The organism is Antribacter soli, assembly GCF_021568775.1.
GTDB classification, from domain to species: Bacteria; Actinomycetota; Actinomycetes; order Actinomycetales; family Cellulomonadaceae; genus Antribacter; species Antribacter soli.
The window spans coordinates 62574-84831 of sequence record NZ_JAKGSG010000018.1; the positions used below are offsets into that span (position 1 = coordinate 62574).

A 22258-nucleotide genomic window follows, 5' to 3' on the forward strand; every position below is an offset into this window, starting at 1 on the left:
CGACCTGCCAGAATGAGGAGCATGTCCTTCGAATCCTCGACCGCGACTGCGCCCGCGATCACGACGACCGTCGTCGACGCCGCGGTGAAGCAGCGCATCTTCTCGGGCATGCAGCCCACTGACGGGTCGCTGCACCTGGGCAACTACATCGGCGCGCTGTCGCAGTGGGTCGCCCTGCAGGACTCGTACGACGCGCTGTACTGCGTGGTCGACCTGCACGCGCTGACCGTCCAGCCGGACCCGGCTCTCCTGCGCGAGCGGACCCGCCGTACGGCGGCCCAGTACCTCGCGGGCGGGATCGACCCGGAACGCTCGATCCTGTTCGTGCAGTCGCACGTCGCGGAGCACGCGGAGCTGGCGTGGCTGCTGGCCTGCCAGACGGGCTTCGGCGAGGCCGGCCGCATGACGCAGTTCAAGGACAAGTCGGCGAAGCAGGGCGCGGACGGCACGACCGTGGGCCTGTTCACCTACCCGGTCCTCATGGCGGCCGACATCCTCCTGTACGACGCGGCGCTCGTGCCGGTCGGCGAGGACCAGCGCCAGCACCTGGAGCTCACCCGCAACCTGGCCGAGCGCCTGAACACGCGGTTCGGCGAGGGCACCGCGGTGGTCCCGGAGCCGCACATCGTCAAGGCGGTCGCGAAGGTCTACGACCTGCAGGACCCGACGGCGAAGATGAGCAAGTCCAATGCGGGAGGCAAGGGCGTCGTCTGGCTGCTCGAGGACCCCAAGAAGGCGGTCAAGGCGATCAAGGCCGCCGTGACCGACGCCGACGAGACCTACGCGGTGCGCTACGACCCCGAGACCAAGCCGGGGATCTCCAACCTCCTGACGATCTTCTCGGCCGTCACAGGCCGGGACGTCGGGGCGATCGCGGCGGACTACGACGGCAGGGGTTACGGCTACCTCAAGGTCGACCTCGCCGACGCGGTCGTGGCGTTCCTCGAGCCTTTCCAGGAGCGGGCCAACACCTACCTCTCCGACCCGGCGCAGCTCGACGCCGTGCTCGCCGACGGCGCCGACCGTGCGCGCGAGATCGCCCGTCCGGTCAGCGACCGGATCTACGAACGGTTCGGGCTGCTTCCGGCCCGGAGCCGGCGGTGAACATCCCGGTACGGGCTGCCGGGCAGGTCCGAGTAGGGATCGCGATCGAGATCCCCGAGCCGTTCTCCTCCGAGCTCTCTGCAGCGCGCGCCGCGTCCGGGGACGCGCTCGCCGCGACGGTGCCGCCGCACATCACGCTGCTCGGCCCGACGGTGCTCGACCTCGTCGACCTGCCCGCCGCCCGGGCCCAGCTCCGCTCCGCGGCTCGGTCGGCGGCGCCGTTCCGGGTGCGGCTGCGCGGTACAGCGACGTTCCGGCCGGTGTCGCCCGTGGTGTTCGTCGCGGTGGCCCAGGGTATCGCCGAGTGCGAGCGGCTCGAGCGGGCGGTGCGCAGCGGTGTCCTCGACCAGGACCTGCGCTTCAACTACCACCCGCACGTGACCATCGCGCACGAGGTGCCCGACACGGACCTCGACAAGGCGTTCGACGCGTTGGCGGACTACGAGGCCGACTTCGACGTCTCGTGCTTCTGGCAGTACGAGCACGGCGACGACGGCGTGTGGCGGCCGCAGGTCCGGTTCGACCTGACCGGCGACGGCCCCGTGCGCGCGGGCCGCGGCCTCGGGGGACGCGCCTCCGGCTGGTGGCACCGCCGCACGGGCGCGCGGTAGAAGTCAGCCGGCGCGCCGCGGGAGGCGTGCGGCGGGTCTTCTTGGCTTCCGCCGTCCTTGTTCGCCTGGACCCTCGCGGGAGGCGTGCGGCGGGTCTTCTTGGCTTCCGCCGTCCTTGTTCGCCTGGACCCTCGCGGGAGGCGTGCGGCGGGCGGCGGGCAACCCTAGGGTCGGGTGCGTGAGCCGACTCGTCGACCGTGCGAAGGACCTCTGGGAGCGTTGGCAGGCGTCGCGGCCTGGCCGCGCGCTGGAGCGGTACAACGACCGCAACGGGTCGCTGCTGTGCGGCGGCATGGCCTACGCGGCCCTGTTCTCCCTGTTCGCCGCGCTGGCCATCGGGTACACCGTCTTCATGCGGGTCCTGGGCGGGAACCCGGTGCTGCGCGACGCGGCGCTGGAGCAGGTGGACACCTGGGTCCCGGGCCTGATCGACACGGGAGACGGGGGAGCGCTGAGGCCCGCGGACCTCATGGTGTCGACCGCGCTGAGCGTGACGTCCGTGGTCGCGGCGTTCGTCCTGGTGTTCTCCGCCACCGGCTTCATGGGGGCGCTGCGCACGTCGGTGCGGGCGATGTCGGACCTCGAGGACGACGGTCCCAACATCGTGCTCACGCGGCTGATCCAGCTCGGCGGCTTCCTGCTGCTCGGCCTTGCAGTGCTCATCGCCGCCGGCGTCAGCGTGGCCGTGTCGAGCCTCACGCCGCGGCTGCTCGAGCTCGCGGGGCTGGACGGGGCCGGGTCGACGGCAGCCCTACGGGTGGTGGGCCTGCTGCTCGGCGTCGTGCTCGACACCGCGGTGGTGGTGGCCGTCGTCCGCGTGGTGAGCGGCGTCAGCCCGCCGCGCCGGGACCTGCTGCTCGGGTCGCTCGCCGTCGCGGTGGTGGCCGGCGCGCTGCGCTACCTCGGGACGGCCGTGATGGTGGCCGGCGTGTCGCGCAACGCGCTGCTCGGCTCGTTCGTCGTGGTCGTGACCCTGCTCGTGCTGGTCAACTTCCTGGCGCGGGTGCTGCTGCTGGCCTGCGCGTGGATGGCGGAGCATGAGCCGAGGTAGTCGCTCCGTCCGACGGAGCAACTACCTCGGCGTAGGGGAACGTCAGAACGCGCGGGTGATCATCGCGCGCTTGACCTCCTGGATCGCCTTCGTGACCTCGATGCCGCGGGGGCAGGCCTCGGTGCAGTTGAAGGTCGTGCGGCAGCGCCACACGCCCTCCTTGTCGTTGAGGATCTCCAGGCGCTGCTGGGCCCCCTCGTCACGGCTGTCGAAGATGAACCGGTGCGCGTTGACGATCGCCGCCGGGCCGAAGTACTGCCCGTCTGTCCAGAACACCGGGCAGGACGACGTGCACGCGGCGCACAGGATGCACTTGGTGGTGTCGTCGAAGCGGGCGCGGTCCTCGGCGGACTGGATGCGCTCCTTCGTGGGCTCGTTCCCCGTGGTGATGAGGAACGGCATGATCTCGCGGTAGGAGGCGAAGAACGGCTCCATGTCGACCACGAGGTCCTTCACGACGGGCAGGCCCTTGATGGGCTCCACGACGATCGGCTTGTCGGGGTTGACGTCCTTGAGCAGCGTCTTGCAGGCCAGGCGGTTGCGGCCGTTGATGCGCACGGCGTCGGAGCCGCACACGCCGTGGGCGCAGGACCGGCGGAAGGTCAGCGAGCCGTCGTGCTCCCACTTGATCTTGTGCAGGGCGTCGAGCACGCGGTCGGTGCCGTGGGCGGTGATGGTGTACTCGTCCCAGTACGACTCCTCGCCGTGGGTCGACTCCGGGTTGAACCGGCGCACGCGGAGGGTCACCTCGAACGAGGGGACGACCCCGACGGCGGCGCCTGCCTCGGTCGCCGTGTTCTCCAGGGTTGCAGTCATCAGTACTTACGCTCCATCGGCTCGTACCGGGTCATGGTGACGGGCTTGGAGCCCAGGACGACCTTGTAGCCGTCGAACTCCTCGACGTGGTCGAAGTAGCCCTCGACGTGGCCCTCGGCCTGGTCCGACGCGACGGTGGGGCGGCGGTAGGCCATGGTGTGCAGCATGTAGTGCTTGTCGTCGCGGTCCGGGAAGTCCTCGCGGTAGTGACCGCCGCGCGACTCCTTGCGGTTGATCGCCGCGACGACCGTGACCTCCGCGATGTCGAGCAGGAAGCCCAGCTCGATCGCCTCGAGGAGGTCCGTGTTGAAGAGCCTGCCCTTGTCCTGGACGGACGCGTTCGAGTAGCGCTTGCGCAGCTCGCGGATGTCGGCCAGCGCCTCGTTCAGCGACTCGCCGGTCCGGAACACCTGGGCGTTGGCGTCCATGGTCTCCTGGAGCGCCTTGCGGATGTCGGCCACGCGCTCGCCGTCGGGGCGGTTGCGCATCTCGTCGAGCTGCGCGACGACGGCGGCGGCGGGGGTCTCCGGCAGGTCCTTGAACGTGGCGGTCTTCGCGTACGCGGCCGCCGAGCGCCCGGCGCGCTTGCCGAACACGTTGATGTCCAGGAGCGAGTTGGTGCCGAGGCGGTTGGAGCCGTGCACGGACACGCAGGCGACCTCGCCGGCGGCGTAGAGGCCCTTGACGACGTTGCGGCCGTCGCGGAGCACCTCGCCCTCGATGTTGGTGGGGACGCCACCCATCGCGTAGTGCGCGGTCGGGTACACGGGCACCGGCTCGGTGTAGGGCTCGACGCCCAGGTAGGTCCGGGCGAACTCCGTGATGTCCGGGAGCTTGGCGTCGATGTGCGCCGGCTCGAGGTGCGTCAGGTCGAGCAGCACGTAGTCCTTGTTCGGGCCGGCGCCGCGGCCCTCGCGCACCTCGTTGGCCATGGAGCGGGCGACGATGTCGCGCGGCGCCAGGTCCTTGATGGTGGGGGCGTAGCGCTCCATGAAGCGCTCGCCTTCCGCGTTGCGCAGGATGCCGCCCTCGCCACGGGCGGCCTCCGACAGGAGGATGCCCAGGCCCGCGAGGCCTGTCGGGTGGAACTGGAAGAACTCCATGTCCTCCAGAGGCAGGCCGCGGCGGTAGGCCAGGGCCATGCCGTCGCCCGTCAGCGTGTGCGCGTTCGACGTGGTCTTGAAGATCTTGCCGGCGCCGCCCGTGGCGAACACGATCGACTTGGCCTGGAACACGTGGATCTCGCCGGTGGCGAGGTCGTAGGCCACGACGCCGGTCGCGTTGACCTCGGCGCCGTCCTCGATCTCCTCGGTGGTGAGGTCGTGGTCCACGATCAGGTCGAGCACGTAGAACTCGTTGAAGAACTCCACGTCCTGCTTCACGCAGTTCTGGTAGAGCGTCTGCAGGATCATGTGGCCCGTGCGGTCCGCGGCGTAGCACGCGCGGCGCACGGCGGCCTCGCCGTGGTTGCGCGTGTGGCCGCCGAACCGGCGCTGGTCGATCCGGCCCTCAGGCGTGCGGTTGAACGGAAGGCCCATGCGCTCGAGGTCGAAGACGGCCTCGATCGCCTCCTTCGCCATGACCTCGGCGGCGTCCTGGTCGACCAGGTAGTCGCCGCCCTTGATCGTGTCGAACGTGTGCCACTCCCAGTTGTCCTCCTCGACGTTCGCGAGGGCGGCGCACATGCCGCCCTGGGCGGCGCCGGTGTGGGAGCGGGTCGGGTAGAGCTTGGAGATCACCGCGGTGCGGGCCTCCTTGGACGACTCGAGGGCGGCGCGCATCCCGGCGCCGCCGGCGCCGACGATCACGACGTCGTACTGATGGGTCTGCATCGGGCTCGATGCCTCCTGCTGGAGAGATTCGGGTGGTGGGGCTGCGGGTGGAGCGCGATCAGGCCGTGCAGAACGAGGCGAGGAGCTCCTCGGGAGCGTTCGGCGGGCACGGGTCGAACGTGAAGATCACGAGGGTGCCGACGACCACCACGACGACGAAGGCCGTGTACAGCAGGCTCTTCAGGACGCCGCGGGTGAGGTCCCGCTGGGCGTAGTCGTTGATGATCGTGCGCACGCCGTTGGTGCCGTGGATCATGGCGAGCCAGAGCATGAGCAGGTCCCACACCCCCCACAGCGGGTTGGCCCACTTGCCGGCGACGAAGGCGAAGTCGATCGCGTGCACACCCTCGCCCACCATGAGGTTGACGAAGAGGTGACCGAAGATCAGCACCACGAGCACGACGCCCGAGGCCCGCATGAAGATCCAGCTGTAGAGCTCGTAGTTGCCGCGCGTCGTCTTGCGGCGGACGTACGGCGAGCGGGGGGAGTCGACCTTCGCCACCGCGGCGGTCCCGTAGGCCATCAGTGCCCACCTCCGAAGACGTTCATGAGGTGACGAGGCAGGAAGCCCGCCATCGTCACGAAGAAGAGACCCACGACGACCCAGAGCATCGTGCGCTGGTACTTCGGGCCCTTGGCCCAGAAGTCGACCAGGATGACGCGGATGCCGTTGAACGCGTGGAACACGATCGCGGCCACGAGGCCGGCCTCGCCGAGACCCATGATCGGGGTTTGGTACGTGCCGATGACGGCGTTGTACGCCTCGGGCGACACACGCACCAGTGCGGTGTCGAGAACGTGCACGAGCAAGAAGAAGAAGATCAGCACGCCGGTCACGCGGTGCGCGACCCACGACCACATGCCTTCACGGCCGCGGTACAGCGTGCCTGCTGGTGCTGTGGGCACTGTCAGAGCCTCCAATGGCTTAACTCGGCTGGCGTTCCAACTGTAATGACATCGGGTCCTCTTCCTGGGCCCGCATGTGCGGTTCCTGGGAATTACACGTCGCATTTGTGACCGATCCCACAGGGTAGATGTCGGGCCCGATACGACCGTCACTATGCTGGCCCGCATGAGCATCCCATCCCAGCCGGAGTCACCCGTAGAGGGCTTCTACGCCGTGATCCCGGCAGGAGGTGCGGGCACCCGGCTGTGGCCGGTCTCCCGCAGCGGGTCACCCAAGTTCCTGCACGACCTCACCGGCTCCGGCCGGACGCTGCTCCAGGCGACGGTAGACCGCCTGCGCCCGCTCGCCGGTCCTTCGGGCGTGGTCCTCGTGACGGGCGAGCACCACGTGGCGGCAGCCCGGACGCAGGTGCCCGAGCTCGCCGACGACGCCGTGCTCGCCGAGCCGTCGCCGCGCGACTCCATGGCCGCGGTCGGCCTGGCCGCGGCGGTCCTCGAGCACCGGCACGGCGACGTGGTGATCGGATCGTTCGCGGCCGACCAGGTGCTGTCCGGCCAGGCGGCGTTCGAGCAGGCGGTGCGTGAGGGCGTCGCCGCCGCCCGCGCCGGCTACGTCGTGACGATCGGCATCGCGGCATCGCGGCCGTCCACCGCCTTCGGCTATGTCCGCAGCGGGGTGTCCCTCGGGGTGGAGGGTGCGCCGACGGCGCTGCACGCCCGCGGATTCACGGAGAAGCCCGACGCGGAGACCGCCCGCGGGTACCTCGCCTCGGGCGAGTACCGGTGGAACGCCGGCATGTTCATCGCGCGCACGTCGGTGCTGCTGGGGCACCTGGCGGAGCAGCGGCCCGAGCTGCACGACGGCCTGCGCGTGATCGCTGCCGCGTGGGACACCGACGACCGCGAGAAGGTCGTCGCCGACGTCTGGCCGCACCTCGAGCGCATCGCGATCGACCACGCGGTCGCCGAGCCCGTCGCGGCCCTCGGCGGCGTGGCCGTCGTGCCCGGCACGTTCGGCTGGGACGACGTGGGCGACTTCAACTCCCTCGCCGCGCTCCTGCCGTCCGTCGACGACGCGGGCTCCAAGGTGCTGGGCGACGCCGGGGACGTGGTCCGGATCGACAGCGCAGGCTCGGTCGTGGTGCCGGCGTCGGGCCGCCTGGTGACGGTGCTCGGCCTGGACGACGTCGTCGTCGTCGACACTCCCGACGCGCTCCTCGTGACCACCCGGGCCCGGGCGCAGCAGGTCAAGGCCGTGGTGGACGTCGTCCGGGCGCGTGGCCTGGACGAGCTGCTCTGATCGAGGACGTCCAGAAGCACGTCCCACGATGCGGGACGATGTGACGCAGGCCACCCGCGGTCGGAGTACCCTCGTCGGGATGAGCCCAACGTCGCATCGTGTGAGCCTCGCCGAACTGGATCAGATCGTTTCGACAAAAGCCCCGGACCCGGCGCTCGACGTGATCGCGCGCGAGACGCGCGCAGCCCTCGCTGCGCGCGTCGGTGCCGTGACCGTCGAGCTCGAGGAGGAGCTCGTCGCGTTCCGGCGCGACGTGCACGCCCACCCCGAGGTGTCGCGGGTGGAGGAGCGGACCACCAGGCTCGTCGCCGAGCGCCTGCGTGCGGAGGGCCTGGAGCCGCGGATGCTGAGCGGCACGGGCCTGGTCTGCGACGTGGGCCCCGAGGGTCCGGGCCGGTTCGGCCTGCGGGCAGACCTCGACGCGCTTCCGGTGCAGGAGACGTCCGGCCTGCCGTTCGCCTCGGCCGTCCCGGGCGTGGCGCACGCCTGCGGCCACGATGTCCACACCACGGCCGTGCTGGGGGCGGGCCTCGTCCTGGCCCGGCTGCACGCCGAGGGTCTGCTGACGCGGGGCGTGCGGCTGTTCTTCCAGGCGGCCGAGGAGGTCTTTCCCGGCGGGGCGCTCGACGTGCTGGAGTCGGGCGAGCTGCACGGGGTCGAGCGGGTCGCCGCCGTGCACTGCGAGCCGAAGCTCGACGTGGGCCAGGTGGGCACCCGGGTCGGGCCGATCACGTCGGCGTCCGACTCCGTGTCCGTGACGCTCTCGTCCACGGGCGGGCACACGTCCCGGCCGCACCTGACGGGAGACGTCGTGTTCGCGCTCGGCCAGGTCATCACCCAGGTCCCCGCCGTGCTCGGGCGGCGCCTCGACCCGCGCTCGGGCGTGAACCTCACCTGGGGCGTGGTGCAGGCCGGTTCCACGCCCAACGCCATCCCGTCGGCGGGGACCGTCAAGGGGACGCTGCGCTGCCTCGACGTCCGCGCGTGGGAGAAGGCCGGGCACCTCGTGCGCGAGGTCGTCGAGCAGGTCGTCCGGCCGTACGAGGTGGACGTGACCGTGCACCACACGCGCGGTGTGCCGCCGGTGGACAACGACGCCCACGTCACGGCCGACATGGAGGCCGCGGTGCGCGAGGCCGTCGACCCTGCCGCCGTGGTCCTCACGGAGCAGTCCATGGGTGGCGAGGACTTCGCCTGGTACCTCACCAAGGTTCCCGGTGCGATGGCCCGGCTCGGCACGCGCACGCCCGGCGGGGCGACCCACGACCTGCACCGCGGGGACCTCGTCGTCGACGAGCGCGCCATCGGCGTGGGCGTGCGGATGCTGGCTCAGCTCGCGGCGCGCTGAGCTTTCCGCCAGGTCTGGCGACGGTCCGCTTTGCCCTGACCTGTGATGACGCTTCGGTAACGACTTGTCCGCGTTACGCTCCGGAAACGCGTTGTGTCTGATGCCGTGGCTAGGCTCGTGAGGTAAAGGGACCAGCACGTGGTCCCGAGACCTCATCGACAGGAGCATCAGGTGAAGAAGGCTGTTGCGTTCACCGCGCTGGCAGGCGTGGCCGCGCTCGCACTCTCGGCGTGCGGCGCCGCCCCCGAGGAGGAGCCCGCCGGCGGCGAGACGTCCGCCTCCGTGACGAGCGACGTCCTCTCGTGCATGGTCTCCGACGCCGGCGGCTTCGACGACAAGAGCTTCAACCAGCTCGGCTTCGAGGGCCTGCAGGCGGCCGCGGCGACGCTCGGCTCGGAGTACAAGCAGGTCGAGTCCGCGTCCGAGAGCGACTACCAGGCCAACATCGAGTCGCTCGTGAGCGAGGGCTGCGACACGATCGTCACGGTCGGCTTCGCGCTCTCGGCGGCGACCGTGGAGTCTGCGCTCGCCAACCCGGACCTCAGCTACGTCCTCATCGACGACGCGGCGGACAACGACTTCGACGGCGCGATCGACGCACCGAACATCAAGCCGCTGCTGTACGACACGGCGCAGGCCGCCTTCCTCGCCGGCTACCTCGCCGCGGGCTACTCGGAGGCCGGCAAGGTCGGCACCTTCGGCGGCCAGCCCTACCCGACCGTCACCATCTTCATGGACGGCTTCAAGCAGGGCGTCGAGTACTACAACTCCGAGAAGGGCACGGCCGTCGAGGTCGTCGGCTGGGACGGCACCGACGGGTCCTTCACGGGCGGCTTCGACGCCAACGAGACGGCCAAGACCACGGCGAAGAACATCATCGACCAGGGCGTCGACGTGATCCTGCCGGTCGGCGGCCCGATCTACCAGTCGGCCATCGCCGCGATCGAGGACTCCGGTCGTGAGATCGCCCTCGTGGGCGTGGACGCCGACTTCTTCGAGACGGACCCGACGACGCAGGACATCGTCCTGACCTCGATCCTCAAGGGGATCGACGTCTCCACCGAGGAAGCCGTCACGGCCGCGGGCGAGGGCAGCTTCGACCCCACGCCGTACGTCGGCACCCTGGAGAACGGCGGCGTGGACCTCGGCCCGCTGCACAACTTCGAGGACAAGGTCGACCCGGCGCTCGTCGAGGAGGTCGCGGCCCTCAAGGACGCGATCATCGCAGGCGACGTCGAGGTGAAGTCCTACCTCGCCGAGTGATCCTCGCCGCGTGACCCCGGCGCGGCGTGCCCGGCACCACGGTGCTGTGGCAGGCTGCGGCCGAGGGTGCGTTGAATGGTCCCGGGGGGACCGGCTGCGGCCGGCCTCCCCGGGACCTTTCATGACTAGCGACCTGTCATGGCGGGGACCGTCCCGGCATGCGGGACCAGCGCGGGGACCCCGCGGAAGGGAAGGCACACATGCGGCTCGAGCTGCGCGGCATCACGAAGCGCTTCGGCGCGCTCGTCGCGAACGACCACATCGACCTGGTGGTGGAACCCGGCGAGATCCACAGCCTGCTCGGCGAGAACGGCGCCGGCAAGTCGACGCTGATGAACGTCCTGTACGGCCTGTACGAGGCGGACGAGGGCGAGATCCTGCTGGACGGCGTCGTCCAGAACTTCTCCGGCCCCGGCGACGCCATGGCGGCCGGCATCGGGATGGTGCACCAGCACTTCATGCTGGTGCCCGTGTTCACCGTGGCCGAGAACGTCATGCTCGGCCACGAGCAGGTCAAGGGCGCCGGCGTCCTCGACCTCGATGCCGCGCGCGCCCGTGTGCGTGAGATCTCCGCCCGGTTCGGCTTCCACGTCGACCCCGACGCCCTGGTCGAGGACCTGCCGGTCGGCGTGCAGCAGCGCGTCGAGATCATCAAGGCGCTCTCGCGCAACGCCGACATCCTCGTCTTCGACGAGCCGACGGCGGTGCTCACGCCCCAGGAGACCGACGAGCTCATGGGCATCATGCGCCAGCTGCGCGACGACGGTGCCGCGATCGTCTTCATCACGCACAAGCTGCGCGAGGTGCGCGAGGTGGCCGACCGCATCTCGGTGGTCCGCCTGGGCAAGGTCGTGGGCGAGGCGAGCCCCACAGCGACCGACGCCGAGCTGGCGTCGCTCATGGTGGGTCGCGCCGTCGAGCTGACCGTCCACAAGGGGGCCCCCGTGCTCGCCGGGTCCGGGCTCGACGTCGAGCACCTGACCGTGACCGGCCCGGGCGGCGCCGTGCTCGTCGACGACGTGTCGTTCAGCGTCAAGGGCGGCGAGGTCCTCGTGGTGGCCGGTGTCCAGGGCAACGGGCAGACCGAGCTCACGGAGGCCCTCGTCGGCCTGCAGGAGTCCGTCACGGGCAGCGTGCGCCTGGAGGGGGTGGAGCTCGTGGGCCGTTCGGTGCGTTCCGTCCTCGACGTCGGCGTCGGCTTCGTGCCGGAGGACCGCACGCACGACGGTCTCGTCGGCGAGTTCACCATCGCCGAGAACCTCATGCTCGACCGGTCCGACGGCCCGCCGTTCGTGCGCCGCGGAGCGCTCCAGCTCGCCGAGCGCGACCAGTTCGCGCGGGAGAAGGTCGCCGAGTTCGACGTCCGCACCCCGAGCATCGAGACCCGCGTCGGCCGGCTGTCCGGCGGCAACCAGCAGAAGGTGGTCCTCGCCCGCGAGCTGTCGCGCGACCTGCGCCTGCTCGTCGCGGCTCAGCCGACGCGCGGCGTGGACGTCGGTTCCATCGAGTTCATCCACAAGAGGGTCGTGGCCACGCGCGACGCCGGGGTGCCCGTCGTCGTGGTGTCGACCGAGCTCGACGAGGCGGTCGCCCTCGCCGACCGGATCATGGTCATGTACCGCGGGCGGGTCGTCGGCATCGTGCCGGCCACCACGCCCCGCGACGTGCTCGGCCTCATGATGGCCGGCATCTCGCCCGAGGACGCAGAAGGAGACGCCGCATGACCGCGGGTCCGGACACCGAGCACGAGCCCACCGAAGGTCGCTGGGCCACGGCGCTGCGCGAGATCGTGAGGGGGCGGTGGACCGTCTCCGTGGGCGCGGTGGTGCTCGCGATCCTCGCCGGCTCCATCATGATCGCCTTCACCGACGAGCGGGTGCAGGAGGCGTCGGTCTACCTCTTCGCCCGCCCCGGCGACACGTTCACCGCCATCGGCCAGGCCGTCGGCGGAGCGTACTCCGCACTGTTCCGCGGCGCCGTCTACAACCTGCGGGCGGAGGACTTCGCCGGGGCCGTCCGCCCGCTGACGCAGACGCTCAACTACGCGACGCCGCTCATCGCCGCGGGCCTCGGCGTGGCGCTGGCGTTCCGCGCCGGCCTGTTCAACATCGGTGGTCAGGGGCAGATGCTCATGGCCGCCTCGGCCGCCGGCTGGGTCGGCTTCGGGGTGGACGGCCTGCCGTTCCCGCTCCACCTGCTCCTCGCGATCGTGGCGGCCCTGGCGGCCGGCGCGCTGTGGGCCGGGATCGCGGGCCTGCTCAAGGCGCGCACGGGGGCGCACGAGGTGATCGTCACGATCATGCTCAACTACGTCGCGTTCTACCTGCTCTCGTACATGCTGGCGACGCCGGGCCTGCTGCAGGCCCCGGGGTCGTCGAACCCGAAGACTCCTCCCACGCCGGAGTCGGCGCAGCTGCCGAGCCTCCTCGGCGACCGGTTCAACCTGACCTGGGGCCTCGTCCTCTCGCTGGTCGCCGTCGTCGTCGTGTGGTGGCTGCTCAACCGGTCGAGCCTCGGCTTCGCCTTCCGGACCGTCGGCGAGAACCCGCGTGCCGCGCGGGTCGCCGGCATCAACGTGCCGCGCACCACCGTCACGGTGATGCTCGTCGCGGGCGCCCTCGTCGGCCTCGCGGGGGCGACGCAGGTGCTCGGCGCGGTCACCACGGGGTTCAGCTCCGACATCGACGCCGGCATCGGCTTCGACGCCATCACTGTCGCCCTCCTCGGCGGGTCCAACCCGTGGGGCGTGCTCGCCGCCGGCATCCTGTTCGGCGCGTTCAAGGCAGGCGGCTCCACGATGCAGGCGTCGGAGGGCATCCCCGACGAGATCGTCCTCGTCGTCCAGTCCCTGATCGTGCTGTTCATCGCCGCGCCGCCCCTCGTGCGGGCCATCTTCCGGCTGCCGGCGCCGGGCGCACGGAAGCGACCGGAGGCAGCAGGCCGCCGTCGGGCAGCGAAGGCGGCCGAGGCCGCGGACAAGAAGGAGGTGGGCGCGTGAGCGCCACGATCGATGTGCCCTCGGCGGCGCCGCAGGCCTCGGCCGAGGTGCGGCACGTCACCCAGGTCACCTGGAAGACCACTCTCGTGCTCGGCGTCGTCACCGTGCTGTACGGGGTCCTCCTGCTGCTCGCCCCGCACGAGGGCGACTCGCGCTTCGCCCTCTCGAACGCCGGCGACTTCTTCACGATCCCCGTGGTCGTGGTGCCCGCCATGGCGACCGCGTGGGTCTGCTTCGTGATCGCGGCCATCGTGACCACCGCGTCCGCGTGGCTGACGCGGAGCGCCCGGCGGCTGCCCGCGTGGGCCGTGGCGCTCGCCGCCGTCGTGCTGCTCGTCGGCTTCCTTGCCTGGGCCGCCGCGGGCAGCCCGCGCGACCTGTCGGTCGTGGGCCTGCTCGGCGGCGCCGTGCTCCTGTCGGTGCCGATCGTCTACGGCGCCCTCGGCGGCGTGCTCTGCGAGCGTGCCGGCGTGGTCAACATCGCCATCGAGGGCCAGCTCCTCGCGGGCGCGTTCACGGCGGCGATCGTCGGGTCGATCACCGACTCGCCCTACGTCGGGGCGTTCGCGGCGGTGCTCGCGGGCGTGCTGGTCGGCGCCGTCCTCGGGCTGTTCACCATCACGTACCACGTGAACCAGGTGATCGTCGGCGTGGTGCTCAACGTGCTGGTCATCGGCCTCACGAGCTTCTTGTACTCGCAGCTGCTGGTGCCGCAGACCGAGGCACTGAACGCGACCACGCGCTTCACGCGCATCGGGATCCCGTTCCTGGAGCGCATCCCCGTGATCGGGCCGGTCCTGTTCGACCAGACGATCATCGTCTACCTCATGGTCGTGGCCGTCGCCGTCGTGTGGTTCGCCCTGTTCCGCACGCGCTGGGGCCTGCGCACCCGTGCGGTGGGCGAGCACCCGCTCGCCGCCGACACCGTCGGCATCGACGTGGTCCGCACCCGCTACCGCGCGGTGCTGTGGGCGGGCGCCGTGGCGGGCCTCGGTGGCGCGTTCTACACGGTCGTCTCCATCAACCAGTTCGGCAAGGAGATGACGGCGGGCGCAGGCTTCATCGCGCTCGCGGCCGTCATCTTCGGCAAGTGGAACCCGGTGCGCGCCGCGCTCGCCGGCCTGCTGTTCGGCTTCGCGTCGAACCTGCAGTCGGTGCTCAGCGTCGTCGGGTCGCCCGTGCCCAGCCAGTTCATGCTCATGGTCCCGTACGTCGTGACGATCCTCGCCGTCGCGGGCCTCGTCGGCCGCTCCCGGCCACCGGCGGCCGAGGGCGTCCCGTACGTGAAGGGCTGATCGTGGACGTCGACTGGGAGGCGCTGCGGGCCGCGGCCCGCGAGGTGATGAAGAACGCGTACGCGCCGTACTCCGGGTTCCCCGTGGGCGCGGCCGCGCTGGCCGACGACGGGCGCCTCCTCGTGGGCTGCAACGTCGAGAACGCGGCCTACGGCGTGACGCTGTGCGCCGAGTGCTCGCTCGTCTCGGCGCTGATCACCGGCGGGGGCGGGCGCCTGGTGGCGTTCGCCTGCGTCAACGGCGCGGGCGAGCCGCTCATGCCGTGCGGGCGGTGTCGCCAGCTCCTGTGGGAGCACGGCGGGCCCGCGCTGCTCGTGGACACGCCGCGGGGCATCTGGACCATGGAGCAGGTGCTCCCGCAGGCCTTCGGCCCCGAGGACCTGCGATACCGGAGGGGGGAATGATGGCCGAGCCGTTCGACGCGGTCGACGTCATCCGCACCAAGCGCGACCGCGGCGAGCTGACCGCGGGCCAGATCGACTGGGTGGTGGACGCGTACACCAGGGGCGTGGTGGCCGAGGAGCAGATGTCGGCCCTCGCCATGGCGATCCTGCTCAACGGGATGTCGCGGGCCGAGGTGTCGCGGTGGACCGCCGCGATGATCGCGACCGGCGAGCGCATGTCCTTCGCCGGGCTCTCGCGTCCGACGGCGGACAAGCACTCCACGGGCGGCGTCGGCGACAAGATCACGCTCCCGCTCGCACCCCTGGTGGCGTCGTTCGGGGTGGCCGTGCCGCAGCTCTCCGGGCGCGGACTGGGCCACACGGGCGGCACGCTGGACAAGCTGGAGTCGATCCCGGGCTGGCGGGCCGCCCTGTCGAACGAGGAGCTGATGTCCCAGCTCGACACGGTGGGCGCCGTCATCTGCGCCGCCGGGTCCGGCCTGGCTCCGGCGGACCGCAAGCTCTACGCGCTGCGCGACGTGACGGGCACGGTCGAGGCGATCCCGTTGATCGCCTCGTCGATCATGTCGAAGAAGATCGCGGAGGGCACGGGTGCGCTCGTGCTCGACGTCAAGGTGGGTTCCGGCGCGTTCATGAAGACGGCCGAGGACGCCCGGACGCTGGCCCGGACCATGGTGGACCTCGGGACCGACGCCGGCGTGCGCACCGTCGCCCTGCTCACGGACATGTCCGTGCCGCTGGGGCTCACCGCGGGCAACGCGCTCGAGGTGCGGGAGTCGGTGGAGGTGCTCGCCGGCGGTGGGCCTGCCGACGTCGTGGAGCTCACGGTGGCGCTCGCCGTGGAGATGCTGGCGGCCGCGGACCGGCCGGCGGACCCTGACGACGTCCGGGCCGCCCTTGCCGACGGCCGCGCGATGGACTCCTGGCGCGCCATGATCGCCGCCCAGGGCGGCGACGTCGACGCGCCGCTGCCCGTTGCGAAGGAGGCGACGACGGTGGTCGCGCCGTCGTCCGGGGTCCTCGCGACCCTCGACGCGTACGCCGTGGGCGTCGCTGCCTGGCGTCTCGGCGCCGGGCGCGCCCGCAAGGAGGACCCGGTGCAGGCCGGCGCCGGCATCGAGCTGCACGCCAAGCCGGGGGACCGGGTCAGCGCCGGGCAGGTGCTGATGACGCTGCACACGGACACCCCGGAGCGGTTCGCCCGCGCCGAGGAGGCGCTGGTGGGCGGCTGGTCGGTGGTGCCCGAGGGCGCGCCCGGCATCATCCCGGCACCGCTGGTCCTGGACCGGATCGCTTAGCGACCACCTCGCGCGGGGGGCGGGGTCGGCCGGTAGGGTCGCGCCCGTGAGGTCCAGCCTGCGTCTTTCGTCCCTGCTGCGCTTCGTGGGTGCCTTCTCGGGGCCGCTCCCGGTGGCGCCGCCCGCCGGCTTCGCCCGTCCCGCGGTGCCCGACGACGTCTCGCGCGCCCTGGCCGTCCTCACGCCGGCCCGCAGGCGCGCGGTGCTCGACCCGCTGGGCCGCGACCGGGGGACCGGGACCATGGGCCGGCCGCGGCGCCTGTCGTTGCCGTCTGCCGAGGTGAAGGGCGGCGTTCCGGCGAGCCAGGTCGACGAGACCACGTGCGGCTCCGCGGTGCTGGCGATGCTCGGCCTCGCGGGCGACCCGCGCGCGGCGCTGCGGCTCGCCACGGGCGACGCCGGGGCCAACTTCGCGGGCCTCCAGCGTGCGATCAAGCGGGCGACGAACCGCCGGGCGCTCGGCGCGGTGGGCTGGCCGGAGAGGTACGGGACGCCGCCGTGGGGCGCCGCGTCCGTCGCGCGCTACGGCGTCGTCCGCTACACCCACCGGGTGGTCGGGGCAGCGGGGCGCAGGCCAAGGAGCCGCGCCGTGCTGCTCGCCGCCGTCGGGTCCGCTCGGGCCGGCGTGCCCGTGCCGCTGTTCACCGGCGGCGACGTCGCGCGCGGTCTGGAGACCGCGATCCCGCGCCACGTCGTCCTGCTGACCCTGGCCGACGGCGAGGGCCGGGACGGCAGTGCCGTCCTGTACGAGCCGTCGTCGGCGGCGCTGCACACGGTGCCCGTCGCGGCGCTGCTCGACCCGCCGGACGCCGGCATCGACCCGGCGACGCCTGAGGGCAAGGTGCGCGCCGCGCTGACGCGGGCGCTCGGCGGCTGGCCGCACGTCACGTGGGCCCTGCTCCCGGCGGGTCGCGCGTAGCGGGTGGGTGGCGAGCGGCCGCGCGGCGCGCCACGATGGGACGCACCCACCGCCGAGCGAGGAGGCACCATGAGCACAGTCCCAGGCAGCGAGGCCTGGCGGGACGCCGGGCTCGAGGAGCTCGAGGAGGTCCCGAGCGTGCTCGACACGTCGCTCGGCGACGAGGTCGAGGAGGAGCCCGACGAGCACGAGACCGATGAGTACCGCCCGCACGTAGCCCGGCCCGACCGGGACGGCGAGGCCAACGTGGCCGACGTCGTCGAGCAGGCCCTGGAGGTGTCCGACGAGGACGAGGTCGCCGACGAGCCGGAGCCGATGTGAGCACGGTGACCTGCCCGCCGTGTGTGCGGTCGCGGGGCGGCCGGTAGGTTTGGTCGCATGACCACGCTCGACACCTCTGCGGGCTCAGCCGCGGGCTCATATCCCACGGCGGACACCATCCGCTCCCTGCCGAAGGTCGTGCTGCACGACCACCTCGACGGCGGCCTACGACCCCAGACCGTGCTCGAGCTCGCGGAACAGGTGGGCCACGCGCTGCCGGCCGCCGACCCGGAGTCGCTCGGCACGTGGTTCCAGGAGGCAGCCGACTCGGGGACGCTCGTGCGCTACCTCGAGACGTTCGACCACACGATCGCCGTCATGCAGACGCCGGACGCCCTCGCGCGCGTCGCTCGCGAGGCGGTGCTCGACCTCGCGGCCGACGGCGTCGTGTACGCCGAGCAGCGCTGGGCGCCCGAGCAGCACCTCGCTCGTGGAATGTCGCTCCAGGACACGGTCGAGGCCGTGCAGGCGGGCATCGACGAAGGCATCGCGCTTGCCGCGGCCGAGGGCCGGATCATCCGCGTGGGCCAGCTCGTCACAGCGATGCGCCACGCGGACCGCTGGCAGGAGATCGCCGAGCTCGCGGTCGCGAACCGTGACCGGGGCGTCGTCGGCTTCGACATCGCCGGCGCGGAGGCCGGCTTCCCGCCCTCGCGGCACGCCGGGATCTGGAGCTACCTGGCCGAGAACGACTTCCCGGTCACGATCCACGCGGGCGAGGCCGCGGGCCTCGACTCGATCGCGGAGGCCGTGCACCTCGGGCATGCCGACCGCATCGGTCACGGTGTGCGGATCGTCGAGGACATCGCGTTCGTGCTCGACAGCGACGAGAAGGACGGCGACGGTGCCGACGGGTTCGCCGAGCTCGGGCACCTGGCGCACTGGATCCGCGACCACCAGATCGCGCTCGAGCTCTGCCCGGTCTCCAACCTCCAGACCGGCGCAGCGGAGTCCATCGCGAAGCACCCGATCACGCGGCTCAAGGAGCTCGACTTCGCGGTCACGTTGAACACCGACAACCGGCTCATGTCGCGCACGTCGATGACGCACGAGATGACCCTCCTCGTCGAGGAGGCAGCCTGGACGATCGACGACCTGGCGGACGTCACGCTCACCGCCGCGTGGAGCGCGTTCATGCACCACGACGAGCGCCGGGAACTCGTCGACTCGCTGATCCTGCCGGGTTACCAGGCCGTGCAGGGGGCGGTCCGATGACGGGGCCGGTGACCGTGCCCGCCGACGCGAAGGCGCTCGCCGCCTACGTCGACCACACGCTCCTCAAGCCGGAGGCGACCGCCGCCGACGTGACCGCGCTCGTCGAGGAGGGCGCCGCGCTCGGCGTGTTCTCGGTGTGCGTCTCCCCGACGTTCGTGGCGCACGCCGTCGCTGCCGCGGCGGGGCGCCTGAAGGTCGCGACCGTGTGCGGCTTCCCGTCGGGCAAGCACCTGTCGCAGGTCAAGGCGTTCGAGGCCGCGCGGTCCGTCGAGGACGGCGCGGACGAGGTCGACATGGTGATCGACGTCGGCGCCGCGCGCGCCGGCCTGTTCGACGACGTCCAGTCCGACATCGCCGCCGTGCGCGCCGCGGTGCCCGCCGGGCTGGTGCTCAAGGTCATCATCGAGTCGGCCGCGCTGACGGACGACCAGATCGTGGCTGCGTGCCGGGCCGCCGAGGCAGCCGGTGCGGACTTCGTCAAGACGTCGACCGGGTTCCACGCGACCGGCGGCGCGTCAGCCCACGCGGTGGGGCTGATGTCGCAGACGGTGGGCGGGCGCCTGGGCGTCAAGGCGTCGGGCGGCGTCCGCACGCTCGCCGACGCGCTCGCGATGATCGAGGCCGGCGCCACGCGGCTCGGCCTCTCGGGCACGGCCGCCGTGCTGGCAGGCTTCGACGAGGCCGGCACGGACGAGGTCGCGACGGCGGGCGACGGCTACTGAGCGCACCGCCGGAGGAGAACCTGCCCTCGTGCGCTGGAGGCCACTCACTCTGAGTTGACACTGTCGACTCAGAGTGAGCGGCCTCCTCGCTTGAAGGGCTACCGCGCCGCGACGGCCGCGCGGCGCTCGGCGATCACGGCCTCACCGCGGAGCCAGTGCTCCTTGAGGTGGATGTAGCTGTCGGGGTTCCACGGCTTCACCGGACCCGCCCAGTGGATCAGCGCGGGGTCGGTGACGATCTCCTGCGTGGGCCAGCTGTTCCACCGGTCCTCGAGGAGGAGGTAGCGGGAGCCGGCGTACGCGTTGAGGATGTCCTGGTCGTTGAGCCCGTACCGCTCCGCGTACGGCACGAACTCGGCGGTGAACCTGTCGGTGCGCATGACCGCGAGGTTGAGCAGCAGGATTCCCGCGTTGAAGCCGCGGAAACCGTGGCGGTGGCGCTGCGTGGTGGACAGGACGAGCTCGCGCGCGGCCTGCGGGTCGTGGCGCAGCAGCCGCGTGGAGCGGATGACGTTGCCGATGCCGTGCCGGTAGTTGTACGAGATCGACGGGCGGGCCATGAGCGGGGCACCGCCGAGGTCGGTGTCGAACAGCGGGGCGAGGTCGGTCACGGCGAGCGCATCGAGGTCGTGGTAGAGCACCTTGTCGACGTGCGGCAGCAGCTCCGGCAGGAGCAGCCGGTCCATCGTGGCGACGGTGATGTGCTTGAGCATGCCGAGCACGGGCCCGTAGTCGACGTCGTCGCAGGCATACCACTCGAACGTGACCTCGGGGAACAGCTCTGCGAGGCGGGCGTGGTCCGCCGGGCCGTGCTCGCGCGTCAGCGCGAAGACCCGCACGGGCCGGTCGGTGTGCTCCACGACGCCGCCGACGACGACCTCCATCTGCGCGCGGAGGTTGCCGTCCAGGGCGACGGCGACCTCGAGCGTCGCGCCGGAGCGCGGGGAGACCGCGGGCACCACGACGCGTGTCGCACGGACCCCGGCGACGACCGCGCCGACGTCGAACGACGAGACGGGCGCGGCGACCGGCTCGGCGTGCACCCGGCGGGCGTGCTCGACGAGCGGGGCCGTGACCTCGTTCCACGTCGCGTACACGTCGTCGCGGGAGGCGCCCGCGAGGATGCGCGACATCGCCGGGGCGACGAGGTCGCGGATGCGCTTCTGCATCGCGAGACGGTCCACCTCGTCGGCGTCGAGCAGCCCGGCGAAGCGGATGTCCGCGTTGTTCTTCGGCGTGAAGTCGACGTTCGCGCCGATGGACCAGGACGGCAGGAAGCAGTGCAGGCGCGACGTGACGACCTTGGTGTACGAGGTGCGGTACGAGTCGAGCAGCGCGACGGCATCACGCAGGTTCGTGCCGAAGGACGCGGAGCGCACCTCCGGGTACGAGTGGGTGACGTACGCGTCGTCGATCGACGGCGCCTGCGTGTCCACGTACACCACGGGGGCGTCCGCGGGCGCCGCCTCGTGCTCGACGGGGAAGACCGTGTTGACCGTCGTCGTGAGGCAGCCCGAGAAGAAGGCCGGGACGCCCGCGTTGAGGAGCAGGTGCACGGTGGTCCAGTCGCGGCACCCGATGGGGCCGTGCGCCTTGAGGTAGTCGACCGCGGTCGGCGTGAGGACAGCGTGCTTGTTCACGTGGAACGAGACGAACAGCGGGTTGAGGTTCTCGTGGAACGGGAAGCCGAAGCGCAGGTCGAACTGGTTGTGCATGTACCAGCCGAAGGCGAGCATCCACGTGTTCTCCGGGACGGAGTCCAGGTAGGTCACGTCGCGCTGGACGACGGTGAGCTGCACGTCGGCGCCCGCGCCGGGCACGACGTGCTCGCGGCGCACGCGGCCCTGCAGGAACTGCACGGGCTCCACGATCTCTGCCGGGCCGTGCAGGCGCAGGTTCTCGTGGCGGAGCAGGTGGCCGAGCGACGCGACGGTCTGCACGTTGTCGCCGATGTTGCTCGACGAGACGACCTCGTCGGGCGCCTTGTAGTCGATCACGGCGAAGGACACGTGACCGGCCGGCACGCGCGGCGTCGGCTCGGGGTAGGCGGCCTTGCGGATCCACGGCTCGAGGTAGTCGAGGGAGCCCGCGGTCGCGGGGGTCAGGCCGGGGGCCTTGCGCGCGGCGTCGACGGCGACCTGGGCCGTGCCCGGCTCGTCGGCGACGAAGAAGAGGCGGGCCAGCTCGAGGAGCACCGCGGGGTCGGTCACGAGGCCGTGCTCCACCCAGGCGGTGGCGGCGGGGACCGCGCGCGGGTCGCGGGCGGCGATCCCGGCCCGGAGGTATTCGGCGGGCGCGAGGCGGGCCGCGTCGGCGTCCTCGAGGGACGAGAGCAGGTCCCACGCGAGGTCCCGCAGGCCGCTGCGCTGCGCGATGAGCGCGGAGCCGACGACGCCCGCGGTGCGGGTCGCCGGGTAGGCGGCGAGGGAGTGGCACAGGGCCCGCCACTCGCCGGTCTTGATCGCCTTCGCGTCGCGTACGGCGGTGGCGACCGCCTCGTCGACGGGCAGGCCGCGGCGGATCGCCTGCGTGACGACGGCGTCTCCGGTCAGCGGCTCGACGACCTCGACGAAGGGCTTGTCCCAGGAGCGGTTCGGGGCCGACCAGGCCTCCAGCGGCTGCCGGTTGTCCTCCTTGGCGGCCGTCCAGGACTCCTGGGCGGACGGCGTGACGGGGCGGAGCTCGGTGGCATGGAGATCGGCGGTGTGGAGGGCGTCGGCGACGCCCTCGGCGACGTCCTGGGTGAGCGTCGCATGTGCCTCCTCACCCGTGTGGAACCCGGTGTGACGGCGGCTGACAGGGGGCATGGCATCTCCTTGCGAAGGTTGTTCGGGCAGGGCCGTCTTCCCGGGTCG

General features: G+C 71.8%; 20 protein-coding genes. 15 read left to right on the plus strand and 5 right to left on the minus strand.

Annotated features, from left to right (window positions below; all coding sequences use genetic code 11):
- The first annotated feature begins 21 nt into the window (after window positions 1-21).
- The 3 genes from trpS (at window position 22) to L1785_RS04550 (ending at window position 2766) form a co-directional block, all read left to right on the plus strand.
- Window positions 22-1104, plus strand: a complete 1083-nt coding sequence (gene trpS / locus L1785_RS04540) for a tryptophan--tRNA ligase (protein ID WP_236087978.1) — start codon at window positions 22-24, stop codon at window positions 1102-1104.
- The gene (locus L1785_RS04545) at window positions 1101-1715 is read left to right on the plus strand and encodes a 2'-5' RNA ligase family protein (protein WP_236087980.1); all 615 of its coding nucleotides are present in this window, start codon (window positions 1101-1103) and stop codon (window positions 1713-1715) included. Before trpS ends, L1785_RS04545 begins: the two co-directional genes overlap by 4 nt.
- A gap of 178 nt (window positions 1716-1893) precedes the next feature.
- Window positions 1894-2766: a YhjD/YihY/BrkB family envelope integrity protein gene (locus L1785_RS04550; protein ID WP_236087982.1), complete on the plus strand. Its 873-nt coding sequence runs from the start codon at window positions 1894-1896 to the stop codon at window positions 2764-2766.
- A gap of 42 nt (window positions 2767-2808) precedes the next feature.
- Here the strand turns inward: L1785_RS04550 and L1785_RS04555 are convergent, their stop codons facing one another.
- The 4 genes from L1785_RS04555 to sdhC are packed head-to-tail and all read right to left on the minus strand — an operon-like array spanning window position 2809 to window position 6320.
- Window positions 2809-3582, minus strand: coding sequence for a succinate dehydrogenase iron-sulfur subunit (locus L1785_RS04555; protein ID WP_236087984.1), 774 nt, complete (start codon window positions 3580-3582; stop codon window positions 2809-2811).
- Window positions 3582-5414: a succinate dehydrogenase flavoprotein subunit gene (gene sdhA / locus L1785_RS04560; RefSeq protein WP_236087986.1), complete on the minus strand. Its 1833-nt coding sequence runs from the start codon at window positions 5412-5414 to the stop codon at window positions 3582-3584. Before sdhA ends, L1785_RS04555 begins: the two co-directional genes overlap by 1 nt.
- A gap of 58 nt (window positions 5415-5472) precedes the next feature.
- The gene (locus L1785_RS04565; RefSeq protein WP_236087988.1) at window positions 5473-5937 is read right to left on the minus strand and encodes a succinate dehydrogenase hydrophobic membrane anchor subunit; all 465 of its coding nucleotides are present in this window, start codon (window positions 5935-5937) and stop codon (window positions 5473-5475) included.
- Complete coding sequence (gene sdhC, locus L1785_RS04570; protein WP_236087989.1) at window positions 5937-6320, minus strand: succinate dehydrogenase, cytochrome b556 subunit; 384 nt, start codon at window positions 6318-6320, stop codon at window positions 5937-5939. Before sdhC ends, L1785_RS04565 begins: the two co-directional genes overlap by 1 nt.
- Window positions 6321-6486: 166 nt before the next feature.
- Between sdhC and L1785_RS04575 the strand changes: the two genes are divergently transcribed.
- From L1785_RS04575 to deoC, 12 genes are all read left to right on the plus strand, one after another.
- On the plus strand, window positions 6487-7620 hold the full coding sequence (locus tag L1785_RS04575) for a mannose-1-phosphate guanylyltransferase (RefSeq protein WP_236087991.1): 1134 nt from the start codon (window positions 6487-6489) through the stop codon (window positions 7618-7620).
- A gap of 79 nt (window positions 7621-7699) precedes the next feature.
- Entirely contained in the window at window positions 7700-8968 is a 1269-nt protein-coding gene (locus L1785_RS04580) for an amidohydrolase (protein ID WP_236087993.1), read from the plus strand.
- A gap of 171 nt (window positions 8969-9139) precedes the next feature.
- A complete protein-coding gene (locus L1785_RS04585; protein WP_236087995.1) occupies window positions 9140-10231 on the plus strand; it encodes a BMP family lipoprotein in 1092 nt (363 codons plus the stop codon).
- Between the two features lie 200 nt (window positions 10232-10431).
- A complete protein-coding gene (locus L1785_RS04590; RefSeq protein WP_236088031.1) occupies window positions 10432-11955 on the plus strand; it encodes an ABC transporter ATP-binding protein in 1524 nt (507 codons plus the stop codon).
- Window positions 11952-13229 (plus strand): ABC transporter permease, encoded by a 1278-nt coding sequence (locus L1785_RS04595; protein WP_236087996.1) that lies wholly within the window; start codon window positions 11952-11954, stop codon window positions 13227-13229. Before L1785_RS04590 ends, L1785_RS04595 begins: the two co-directional genes overlap by 4 nt.
- Entirely contained in the window at window positions 13226-14524 is a 1299-nt protein-coding gene (locus L1785_RS04600) for an ABC transporter permease (RefSeq protein ID WP_236087998.1), read from the plus strand. The genes L1785_RS04595 and L1785_RS04600 overlap by 4 nt, the downstream gene beginning before the upstream one ends.
- Window positions 14524-14928: a cytidine deaminase gene (locus tag L1785_RS04605; protein ID WP_308113258.1), complete on the plus strand. Its 405-nt coding sequence runs from the start codon at window positions 14524-14526 to the stop codon at window positions 14926-14928. Before L1785_RS04600 ends, L1785_RS04605 begins: the two co-directional genes overlap by 1 nt.
- Complete coding sequence (locus L1785_RS04610; protein WP_236088000.1) at window positions 14928-16226, plus strand: thymidine phosphorylase; 1299 nt, start codon at window positions 14928-14930, stop codon at window positions 16224-16226. Before L1785_RS04605 ends, L1785_RS04610 begins: the two co-directional genes overlap by 1 nt.
- Window positions 16227-16272: 46 nt before the next feature.
- Window positions 16273-17145 carry a hypothetical protein gene (locus L1785_RS04615; protein ID WP_236088001.1) on the plus strand — a complete coding sequence of 291 codons (873 nt, stop codon included), beginning with the start codon at window positions 16273-16275 and terminating at the stop codon, window positions 17143-17145.
- Window positions 17146-17214: 69 nt separating this feature from the next.
- Window positions 17215-17466, plus strand: coding sequence for a hypothetical protein (locus L1785_RS04620; RefSeq protein ID WP_236088003.1), 252 nt, complete (start codon window positions 17215-17217; stop codon window positions 17464-17466).
- Window positions 17467-17523: 57 nt separating this feature from the next.
- Window positions 17524-18681, plus strand: coding sequence for an adenosine deaminase (locus tag L1785_RS04625; RefSeq protein ID WP_236088008.1), 1158 nt, complete (start codon window positions 17524-17526; stop codon window positions 18679-18681).
- Window positions 18678-19403 (plus strand): deoxyribose-phosphate aldolase, encoded by a 726-nt coding sequence (deoC, locus tag L1785_RS04630; RefSeq protein WP_236088009.1) that lies wholly within the window; start codon window positions 18678-18680, stop codon window positions 19401-19403. The genes L1785_RS04625 and deoC overlap by 4 nt, the downstream gene beginning before the upstream one ends.
- Before the next feature lie 98 nt (window positions 19404-19501).
- Here the strand turns inward: deoC and L1785_RS04635 are convergent, their stop codons facing one another.
- Complete coding sequence (locus tag L1785_RS04635; RefSeq protein ID WP_236088011.1) at window positions 19502-22210, minus strand: glycosyltransferase family 8 protein; 2709 nt, start codon at window positions 22208-22210, stop codon at window positions 19502-19504.
- Window positions 22211-22258: the final 48 nt, after the last annotated feature.